Annotated in this window: 9 protein-coding genes and 1 tRNA gene; 5 read left to right on the forward strand and 5 right to left on the reverse strand. The window is 62.4% G+C overall.

Going from position 1 to position 10,371, the window contains the following annotated elements:
• Positions 1-760 precede the first annotated feature (760 nt).
• Positions 761-1,468, forward strand: a complete 708-nt coding sequence (locus IWX64_RS15940; protein ID WP_334683365.1) for a tyrosine-type recombinase/integrase — start codon at positions 761-763, stop codon at positions 1,466-1,468.
• Between the two features lie 77 nt (positions 1,469-1,545).
• Here IWX64_RS15940 and IWX64_RS15945 read toward each other — a convergent pair.
• Both IWX64_RS15945 and IWX64_RS15950 read right to left on the reverse strand, forming a co-directional pair.
• Positions 1,546-1,622: transfer RNA gene (locus tag IWX64_RS15945), tRNA-Thr, on the reverse strand.
• Positions 1,623-1,710: 88 nt separating this feature from the next.
• Positions 1,711-2,574 (reverse strand): DsbA family protein, encoded by an 864-nt coding sequence (locus IWX64_RS15950; RefSeq protein ID WP_245345753.1) that lies wholly within the window; start codon positions 2,572-2,574, stop codon positions 1,711-1,713.
• Positions 2,575-2,703: 129 nt separating this feature from the next.
• On the opposite strand from IWX64_RS15950, the gene IWX64_RS15955 reads away from it, so the two are divergent.
• The 4 genes from IWX64_RS15955 to IWX64_RS15970 all read left to right on the forward strand — a co-directional run bounded on the left by IWX64_RS15955 (position 2,704) and on the right by IWX64_RS15970 (position 7,675).
• On the forward strand, positions 2,704-4,176 hold the full coding sequence (locus IWX64_RS15955; RefSeq protein WP_196868113.1) for an alpha,alpha-trehalose-phosphate synthase (UDP-forming): 1,473 nt from the start codon (positions 2,704-2,706) through the stop codon (positions 4,174-4,176).
• On the forward strand, positions 4,169-4,954 hold the full coding sequence (gene otsB / locus IWX64_RS15960; RefSeq protein WP_196868114.1) for a trehalose-phosphatase: 786 nt from the start codon (positions 4,169-4,171) through the stop codon (positions 4,952-4,954). Before IWX64_RS15955 ends, otsB begins: the two co-directional genes overlap by 8 nt.
• Before the next feature lie 140 nt (positions 4,955-5,094).
• Positions 5,095-6,183 carry an ABC transporter ATP-binding protein gene (locus IWX64_RS15965; protein ID WP_196868115.1) on the forward strand — a complete coding sequence of 363 codons (1,089 nt, stop codon included), beginning with the start codon at positions 5,095-5,097 and terminating at the stop codon, positions 6,181-6,183.
• A 133-nt stretch (positions 6,184-6,316) separates the two neighbouring features.
• Entirely contained in the window at positions 6,317-7,675 is a 1,359-nt protein-coding gene (locus IWX64_RS15970) for a DUF4032 domain-containing protein (protein WP_196868116.1), read from the forward strand.
• Between the two features lie 121 nt (positions 7,676-7,796).
• Here IWX64_RS15970 and IWX64_RS15975 read toward each other — a convergent pair whose 3' ends face one another.
• From IWX64_RS15975 to IWX64_RS15985, 3 genes are all read right to left on the reverse strand, one after another.
• Positions 7,797-8,336, reverse strand: coding sequence for a DUF4190 domain-containing protein (locus IWX64_RS15975; RefSeq protein ID WP_196868121.1), 540 nt, complete (start codon positions 8,334-8,336; stop codon positions 7,797-7,799).
• A 69-nt stretch (positions 8,337-8,405) separates the two neighbouring features.
• Complete coding sequence (locus IWX64_RS15980) at positions 8,406-9,782, reverse strand: FAD-binding oxidoreductase (RefSeq protein WP_196868117.1); 1,377 nt, start codon at positions 9,780-9,782, stop codon at positions 8,406-8,408.
• Positions 9,779-10,261 (reverse strand): hypothetical protein, encoded by a 483-nt coding sequence (locus IWX64_RS15985; protein ID WP_196868118.1) that lies wholly within the window; start codon positions 10,259-10,261, stop codon positions 9,779-9,781. The genes IWX64_RS15980 and IWX64_RS15985 overlap by 4 nt, the downstream gene beginning before the upstream one ends.
• Positions 10,262-10,371 lie beyond the last annotated feature (110 nt).

Genomic DNA, 10,371 nt, shown 5'->3' on the forward strand with positions numbered 1-10,371 from the left:
CCCTCGGCTTCCGCAACCTCACCAACTACATCGCCAGATCACTACTCGAATCCGGCGGATTCAAACCGAAACTACACCCTCCATTGTGAAGAGCCTTGAAAGGCAACCGAATGTGCCCATTCCCTGTGAATAGAACTCCAGATCTCCTCACATCGCAGGAAGTCGCCGACATCTTGAGGATCAATGTGTCCACACTGAGTAGGTGGCGAGATCAGCCCGATCATCCGCTGAACGAATCCATCGTTTATCTTTCAGCAAACACTCCCCGCTATCGTCGTGAGTCCCTTGAATCATTTCTGTGGGGTCGTGTCGCATGACAAAGATTCCTCCTATAGGCGTCCGCCTCAACAAAGACGCCGCTCCGCGGTCAACCGGCTTTTGCGCTCGTGTGCGCTGGACAGACCCGACAACTGGGAAGCGCATGTCAGTCTCGAAAATGGTCCGAACGATCGAGGAGGCGTCTGCTTTTCATGAAGAAATGGAAGAGGCAACTAGGACTGGGATTGCACCTGGGATTACATTGACCGATTACGCAGTGCACGTAGGCGACCGGTATCTCCGGGGCGTTGACATGTCCTCTACCGGTGATTTGTACGAAACCAGCCTTCGACTCCGTGTGCTGCCGGCTTTAGGCCACCTACCGGTGTCGATGTTGACCGCGGGCATTATCGATCGAACTATCGATCAGTGGGAAGGGACGTACTCCAAGTCAACGATCAAGAACTCGTTGTCTTCCCTCGTTCGCCTACTAGACGAAGCCATGAGAGACGATCTGATTCACCGGAATCCAGCAAAGCTAAGGGCTCGGCGGACCGCACGGACGGTTCACGATCTTGTATCTCCGAGGGTCCACGCGATCAAAGACCCGGCAGCACTTGAAAGGCTCGCTTCAGAATGTGCCAAGGTCCATGACTCCTACGCCGATTGGGTGCTGCTCTGCGCACTCCTGTCGGCCCGCGGATCTGAGGTCTCTGGACTTCTCGTCGGTGACGTCGACCTAGAACTGAAGAGGGTACGCATACAACGGCAGCATTACCCCGGTAAGGGAGGGTTGGTGATTAAGAGAACAAAATCCCGCCGAACCCGGATCGTCCCGGTGTTCGAGCCCCTTGTTCCTGTGCTTGAACGGCTGACAGCAAATCGCTCACCTTCGGAAAGGTTGGTTGTTGGCCCACGGGGTGGAGTACTGACGACAGCCACCGTACGCAAAGCCCTCAGCTGGGACTCTCTAGTTACGCGTCTAGGACTTCCGGGGCTCCGAAGGCACGGACTGAGGCACACGGGCGCTACATGGTTAGCTGATGCCGGAGTCCCGTTGCATGTTCTTCAGGAAATCCTTGGGCACGAATCCATCGAGACCACGCGTCTGTACCTTCACACCAACGACGACCATTTGACTGCAGCAGTGACAAGCATGGATAGACGACTGTCCGAATGGTCACGTCCTGGTCACTCAAACCAATCTTGAATCAAGTGCTGAAACGAAAGGAACCGACGACGGCCAGCATTATCCGCCAGTTCTAGCGGCTTGCATTTGATCTGCTTTGGAGCCTCCTGCCGGATTCGAACCGGCGACCCCCTGTTTACAAGACAGGTGCTCTGGCCAACTGAGCTAAGGAGGCGAACTGGCAAAGCCAGCTGGCGCTGTCGTCCAGAAAACCGGCCGATTGCGCACAGTCCAGATTAGCCCAGCCGAAGCGTCAGCGAAAACTAGCCCTTGGCGTCGATCTTCTCCTGCGTGAATTCCGCGAAATTGTCAATGGCCTCGGGCACCGCTTCGCCATCCACGTAGATGGTCGGCGTCCCGGTGATGCCGTCCAGCTCGGCCGCTTCGGTGGTGAAGTTGACCCAGGGCCGGAAGGTGCCCTCGGACAGGCACGTGGAAATATCTGCCGCACCCACCGTCGAAGCGAGACTCGCCAGCCCGGCGTCGTCGAGCTCGCCGTTCTCATAGTTGGCGAACACCCCGGTGGAGTAGTCGAAGTACGCCTCGGGGGATTCCTCGGCGACGCAGGCGAGGGCATTCGCGCCCCGTGAGGAGAAGTCGGTGGACGAGTTGCGGTCCAGATAGGCCACGTTGCGGTGCTCCATTGTGATCTCACCGGCGTCGAGCCAGGTCCTGATCTGCTCCGCGTGGGTGCTCTCAAACTCGGCGCAGAATACGCAGTTTACGTCCACATAGGAGACCACCTGGACCGGCTCAGCATCGGCCGAAGCAGCGATGCCTGGCGGCAGTTCCCCGGCAGGTCGTGGGTCGGTCGGCAGGGTCGCCAGGTCGACGTTTCCTGTCTCGAAGGATTCCATCCCGGTGCTCGACGAAAGCACAATCCCGCCATGTTCATTGCCGCCGGACGGTGCCGGGCCGGCGTCGGGCACCTGCCCGCGGATGGTGTTGGTGACGATCAGCGCCACGACCACCAGGATGGCCGCCACAGCCGCCACCACCCCCCATCGGATGAGAAGACCCTTGCGCTTTTCCTGGCGTTCATGGGCCTCGCGAAGCAACCTCGCCTGCTCGCGGGCTTGCGCCGAGCGCTGCGATTTGGACGGTTTTTGGCTGGAGCTGGGCGTCATCAGTCCTCGTCATCGTTGGGTACGCGTAGTCTCAAGCTTAGCGAGCCATCGCCTGCCGCCGACGACTGAACAGTCGTCGCCGCCCAAACGGTAAAGTACTAAGTAGGCCTACTATGTGCAGGAGTCAGCGTGCCGTCAGCTACACCCCCGTCCGATAACACCACCGCCTACGGCGAATTCGAGTTCATTGTGGTGTCCAACCGTTTGCCGGTCGACCGGGTGGACACCAACGGCAGCAGTTCCTGGCGTCGCTCCCCCGGTGGCCTGGTCACTGCCCTGGCACCTGTCATGGCCAAGGCCGACGGCGCGTGGGTGGGCTGGCACGGCGCACCCGATGAATCCCTCGACGCGTTCGACCACGACGACATGCGTCTGGTCCCCGTGCACCTCACCGCCGACGAAGTGGAGTTCTACTACGAGGGCTTCTCCAACGCCACCCTGTGGCCGCTATACCACGACGTGATTGCCCCCCCGGAGTTTCACCGTCACTGGTGGGATTCCTACCGCCGGGTCAACGAACGCTTCGCTGAAGCCACCGCTGCGGTCGCTGCCGAGGGCGCCACGGTCTGGGTACAGGACTACCAGATGCAGTTGGTACCCAAAATGCTGCGCGCGGCCCGGCCCGACCTGAAGATTGGCTTCTTCAACCACATCCCGTTTCCCCCGTTGGAGATCTTCGCCCAACTGCCCTGGCGCCGCCAGGTGATCGAGGGCCTTCTGGGCGCCGACCTGATCGGATTCCAGCGCCCCAGCGACGCCAGCAACTTCCTGCGTTGCGTCCGACGCTTCGTTGGGCACACGGTCAAGCAGCAGCAGGTGCACGTCGAGCTGGAAGAGGGCGGCCCCAGTTACACCTCTCGGGCTGAGGCCTTCCCGATCTCGATCGACGTCGACCAGATCATCACGCTCGCCAACCGCGAGGACATCATTGAACGGTCCAAGGAGATCCGCCGTGAGCTCGGCAACCCGAAGCACATCCTGCTCGGCGTCGACCGGCTCGACTACACCAAGGGGATCGGCCACCGGCTCAAGGCCTACGAGGAGCTCCTCGCCGACGGGCATGTCAAGGTGGAAGATGCCGCGCTGATCCAGGTGGCAAGCCCCAGCCGGGAACGGGTCGAACAGTACCGGTTGCTGCGCGAGGAAATCGAGGGAGCCGTCGGGCGGATCAACGGCACCTACGACACCATCAAGAACACCGCCATCCGCTACCTGCACCACAGCTACCCGGTGGAAGAGATGGTTGCCCTGTACCTGGCCGCCGACGTCATGCTGATCACCGCCCTGCGCGACGGCATGAACCTGGTGGCCAAGGAATACGTGGCAGCGCGCACCAGCAACAGGGGTGCGCTGGTGCTCAGCGAGTTCGCCGGGGCCGCCGACACCCTCCGCCAGGCGGTCCTGATCAACCCGCACGACATCGACGGACTCAAGGCCGCAATTGTCACCGCGGTGAACATGAGCCCGGCCGAAGCGACCCGGCGGATGCGCATCATGCGCCGCCAGGTATTGCAGAACGACGTCGAACGATGGTCCCAGGCCTTCCTCGCAGCGCTGCAGGCGGGCAACCAAGAGAACCCCCAGGAGACACCGCATGCCTGAGAGCCTGAACCCCGTGCTGCTGAAGGCGCTGGAATCGATCGCCGCCGCCGACCACCTACTGATCGCCCTGGACTTCGACGGCACCATGTCACCGCTCGTCCCCCTCGCCGCTGACGCCCGGCCGCTCCCCGGGTCAGCCAGCGCGCTGTCAGCCTTGGGGCAGCTCCCGGAGACGACGACGGCGCTCGTCTCCGGCCGGGCCCTTGACAGCCTCCGCTCGGTCGCGACCCCCGACCCGGAAACCCTGTTGATCGGTAGCCACGGCGCCGAGACCTGGACCGGACCCGATGGTGCTCCCCTGACACTGACCGATCAGCAGACCGACCTGCTTCGCCGGGCCACTGCCGCCGTCCAACGCGTGGTGGATGCCCACGCCGGGACCATGCTCGAGTCCAAGCCCACCGGCGTCGTCCTCCACACCAGGACCGCTGACGACGACGTCGCGGCAGCCGCAACGGACGCGGCCCGCGCCGCACTGGATCAGCTGGAGGGTGCCCACATCACCGATGGCAAGCGCGTATTGGAAACCTCAGTGATCAGTGCCGACAAGGGTCAGGGCATCAGGTCGCTGCGGGAGTACACCGGTGCCACGGCAGTGCTGTTCGCCGGCGACGATGTCACCGACGAGCATGCATTCGCAGCACTCGAAGCTCAGGACCTCGGCATCAAGATCGGTGAAGGGCAGACCCAGGCCGCTCACCGGGTCCATTCACCCGAAGAACTGGTACTGGTCCTGGAGCATTTGCTCACGCTGCGCCGTGGCAGTGCGCAATCCTGATTTATCTGCCATACTCGGATTCTGTGACGCACACCACCTGCCGTCTCGATGAGGCGTGGTCAGGGCGACACAGGTAACTGAATACTCTCCATTCACAACGGATCGTCGGGCACGTACCTGCCCGTGAAAAGGAAAAACAAATGGCAACGGTGACGTTTGACCAGGCAACACGCCTGTACCCCGGGACAGATAAGCCCGCGGTTGACAAGCTCGACATTCAAATCGCTGATGGCGAATTTCTCGTTCTCGTGGGGCCCTCCGGCTGTGGCAAGTCCACGTCGCTGCGGATGCTCGCCGGACTCGAAGATGTGAACTCGGGACGTATCCTCATTGGCGACCGCGACGTCACGGATGTCCCGCCCAAGGACCGCGATATCGCGATGGTCTTCCAGAACTACGCGCTGTACCCTCACATGTCGGTGGCTGACAACATGGGCTTCGCGTTGAAGATCGCTGGCGTATCCAAGGAAGAGCGGGCCGAGCGGGTTCGCGACGCCGCGAAACTGCTTGACCTTGAGCCCTACCTCGACCGCAAGCCCAAGGCACTCTCCGGTGGCCAGCGGCAGCGTGTTGCAATGGGACGCGCGATCGTGCGTAACCCACAGGTGTTCCTCATGGATGAGCCCCTCTCCAACCTCGATGCCAAACTGCGCGTGCAGACCCGCACCCAGATCGCGTCGCTGACCCGCCGTCTGGGTGTCACCACTGTCTACGTGACGCACGACCAGGTTGAGGCAATGACCATGGGCGATCGCGTGGCGGTCCTCAAGGATGGCGTCCTCCAGCAGGTCGACACTCCACGCAACCTGTACGAACGCCCCATCAACGTCTTCGTGGCAGGCTTCATCGGCTCCCCCGCCATGAACCTGCTGGAACTCCCCGTCACCGACGGCGGCGTGAAGTTCGGTGGCATCACCTACCCGGTTGCCCACGAGGTGCTCGACGCAGCACACGGCGGCACCGTGACCCTGGGTGTTCGTCCGGAAGACCTCCAGATCGCACCGGATGGCCAGGGCCTGCAGGTTGAGGTCGACGTCGTCGAGGAACTCGGCGCCGACGCCTACATCTACGGCCACACCACGCTCAACGGGGAAGAGCAGGTCATCGTGGCACGCGTCGACGGACGGCGCCCACCAATGAAGGGCGACACCATCTACGTCACCCCAGAAAAGGGCCACGTACACCTCTTCGACATGAAGGACGGACTGCGGCTGGCCGACCACGTCTAAGCTAGCCCCGCTGTCCGAGCGGAACTGACCCGAGTACGGTGGTCTTTGGATTGTCTTTCAATTCAGGGGCCACCGTACTTCGTTAAGTACCGTATTTCGTTAAGTAGTAAACAGTCACAACAAAGGGCAACACATGAACGATTTGCCAGACGCCGAGTGGCACGACGAGCCAACCGACTGGGACCAGCCCGGCAAGCTGCCGCGCACCAGGGGCGGCTCGGGTCCAGGCACACTGGGCTCCCTGAACATCACCGCTGCCGCCACCGACCCCGAACTCCTGGACCTGCCCTGGCATATTGGGTTGGAAGAGTGGCCAGCACAGTACCTTGCCGCGTTACCCCGCGGAATCTCACGGCACATTGTCCGGTTTGCCCACCTTGGCGGTTCGGTCATTGCTATCAAGGAGACCAGCGAGCACGTTGCCCGGCATGAATACCACATGCTGAGGAAGCTTCGGCGGCTTGATGTGCCGAGCGTGGAGCCGGTCGCTGTCATCACCGGCCGGAAGGCCCTGGACGGTTCCGACCTTGATCCGGTGCTCGTCACCCGGCACCTGAAGTTCTCGATGCCCTACCGCGCGCTGTTTTCCCAGACACTGCGGCGGGAGACCTTGACCCGCCTCATCGATGCCCAGGCGCTCCTGCTGGTCAGGCTGCATCTCATCGGGTTTTACTGGGGCGACGTTTCCCTGTCGAACACCCTGTTCCGCCGTGATGCTGGAGCCTTCGCCGCCTACCTGGTCGACGCCGAGACGGGAGAGCTGTACCCGGGGCTATCTTCCGGGCAGCGGGAGTATGACCTCGAGATCGCCCGCGTGAACATCGCCGGTGAGCTGATGGACCTCGCCGAGGGTGGCCTGATTGAGGAGAAGGTTGACCCCCTGGCCACCAGCGAGCTCATCATGGACAGCTACCGCCGTCTCTGGGCCGAGCTGACAGACCAGGAATCCTTCGACCTCAACGACCGGTGGCGCGTGAACGCCCGGATCCGCCGGCTCAACGAGCTGGGGTTCGACGTGGAAGAATACGCCATCCAGACCGAGGCCAACAGCTCCCAGATCCAACTACAGCCCAAAGTAGTCGACGCTGGGCACCATAGCCGGCGGCTGCTGCGGCTGACCGGGCTCGATGCCCAGGAAAACCAGGCCAGACGGCTCCTCAACGACATGGACGCCTACCGCGCTGACAACAACCCCGACGTCGACGAGGAGCTCAGCGCCCATCTCTGGGTCACCCAGGTGTTCGAACCGATTGTGCGTTCCGTCCCGCGCGAACTGGGCCGCAAGCTGGAACCGGCGGAGGTGGTCCACGAGGTGCTGGAGCACCGCTGGTACATGTCGGAGAAGGAGGATCGCAACGTGCCAATGGCTGAGGCTGTGCAGTCCTACCTCGACTCCATTCTGGTGCACCGCCGCGACGAGGCAGCCATCATGCTCACCGCCGACACAAAGTCGATCGACATTCTGGGCGGCGGCGCGCGCGACTCGCCCTAACCCGGCTCGCAGAACCACTCGCCTACACCGGAAACACGCCCGGAGTCATGGTGGGAAGGGCCGATACCGGCACTTCCCACCAGCCTCTGGGCGCGTCTGGTGGCGTTAGGGAACTAGCGCTTTATGGGCACTGAATCGTCTCGCCATTGAACGTCTGGGTGCCCGGACCGGCCTGTTCGCAGAACTCTGCTACTTCGGAGATTAGAGGTGCGAACGCGATGACCGTGACGATGAGGATAACAGTGGCGATCACAGCAAGCGCACCTATGATAATTCCGGCAAGGGCGAACCCATTGCCCATCCGTGCCCTGCGGGACTTCACCATTGCCACGATGCTGACGATCAGACCGACAACGTTGAGGAACGGGATCAACGACAAAATGAAACCAATAATGCCAAGTGTCTTGCCGGGGTTCTCGGTCTGCTGTCCGTATCCGCCTGGGCCGGTTCCATACGGGCTCTGGCCATACCCGCCCTGCTGACCGTAAGGGGGCTGCTGACCATACGGAGACTGGCTGGACTGCCCCTGCTGCCCGTAGGGAGCGGGCTGGCTGCCCGGTGCGGGCTGCTGCCATTGCGGGCCGGCCGGGTACTTCGAAGGGTCCTCGCCATGGCCGCTGCCCTGCTGGTTGGGCTGATTGCCCGGATAGTTGTCAGACACGTTGAATCCCCATTCATGTTCATGATGCTGCCACCTGGCAGCGATAGCACTTATTCTATCCACCGGAGGCTATGCCGTGGCGGTAATGGCCTTCCCCGGGTTCAGGATGCCCCGCGGATCGAACACTTTTTTGATTCGACGCTGGAGGTCCAGGACTTCCTCCGCTTGCTCCCAGGGGAGCCACCTCAATTTGTATTGGCCAACCCCGTGCTCCCCGGTGATTGTGCCGCCCAGGCCCAGCGCCAGACGCACCGACTCGTCGAGGGCAAGGTCGAGCCGCGCCACGCCCGCCGGGCCCTCGGCCGCCGACACCCAGAAGGTCGGATGCAGGTTACCGTCACCGGCGTGGGCCACCACTTTCAGCAGGACCGCATGCTCGGCAGCCACCCGCTCGAGCTGTGCAATGTAGTGCACCAGCTGGGACCGCGGCACGGCAACGTCCTCGCCCACCCGGAATTCGTCGTCGACCTCGTCCCCACGGCTATGCCGACGAAGATCAATCAGGCGTGCCGCCTCACCGACGTCCTGTGAACTGACCGTACCGCCAAGCGCCGTCAGAACCACGCGGACGACGGCGGCTTCCGCCTCAGCCCCGAATCCATCAGTCTGAATCAGCAACAGGGCACCGCCCCGCTCGCGAAGGTTGGACCCATGCGCTCCGTCCAGGGCAGTCAAAGTCATGCCGTCCAGCAATTCCATGATGGCTGGCTGGACGCGTGCCTCCCCTACCGCGAGGACCCCCGCGGCAGCGGCCTGGACGTCGGGAAAGAAGGCGGCAAGGGTCTGCTCGCTGTGGGGCAGGTAGCGCAGGCGCACAGTGATGCCGACGACGATCCCCAGTGTGCCTTCCGATCCGACGAACAGCGAGGTCAGATCGTACCCGGCGACGCCCTTGAAGGTCTGCACGCCCGTCCGGATCAGCGTTCCATCGGCGAGGACCACGTCCAGAGCAAGGATCGAATCGCGGGTCACACCGTACTTCGCACACCGAAGACCGCCGGCGTTGGTCGCCACATTCCCACCGATGGTCGAGATCCGGTAGCTGGCGGGATCCGGCGCATACATTAGCCCATGCTCGGCGGCTGCAGCGTTGAGGTCGGCGTTGATCACACCGGGCTCGACGACGGCGGTCTCGTCCAGTGGATTCATCGCAGTAATGCGGTTCATCCGGTCCAGGTTCAACACAATGCATCCCGCAGTGGCGTGGGCTCCTCCCGAGACTCCGGTACCCGCGCCCCGGGGAACCACCGGGACCTGGTGAGTGTGCGCCCACCGCATGATCTGCTGCACCTCGTCGACCGACTGCCCCCAGACCACCGCCGCAGGAGAGTGAAGGCTCAGGACCGGACCCTGGTCCCTGGCGTAGGGTTCGACGTCGAAATCGGTAGACAACACTGCACCCTGCGGCAGGAGTGCACTCAACTCCGCTATCAGTTCGGGAGTCACAGGATTGCTCCCATGAAGCGCTTGAACTTCTCGAGCGCTGTCGGCCAGAAGGCCTCGTAGAGGGAGCGTTCCGTGTGCGACTGCTGGGCCGTAGACCACCCCCCGTGTGTCAGGGATACCAAGGTGCCCTCGTCTGGGATGCGATCAAACCTGAGGGACAGCTCTGTCTGGGTGCCTCCGGGCAACTGATGGTGCCAGGCGAGGTCAAGCCGGCACCCGTCTTCTCGTCCGAAGACGTCGGCCCACACGGCTTCCTCATTCTCGGGAGAGGTTTCGACCAGTGTTCCGTCCTCGAGATCGAAGAAACTGCCGACACCGTAGATACTGAGGTTTTGTGCGGGCCACCAGAGATGAATGTTGTCGACAAAGCCCGCATATGCATGATCCGGCGGAACCGGGACGTTCACGCTGTAGGCCAGCACCGGTGCTGGGTCGGGTTCTGCCGGTAGGGGCACGGCGTCCGAAAAGAGGTTGCTCATATTTGACGACTTTACCGGCTCTTCACAATGGAGGGTGTAGTTTCGGTTTGAATCCGCCGGATTCGAGTAGTGATCTGGCGATGTAGTTGGTGAGGTTGCGGAAGCCGAGG

It is taken from the genome of Arthrobacter sp. CAN_A212 (assembly GCF_015752345.1).
Taxonomy (GTDB): domain Bacteria; phylum Actinomycetota; class Actinomycetes; order Actinomycetales; family Micrococcaceae; genus Arthrobacter_D.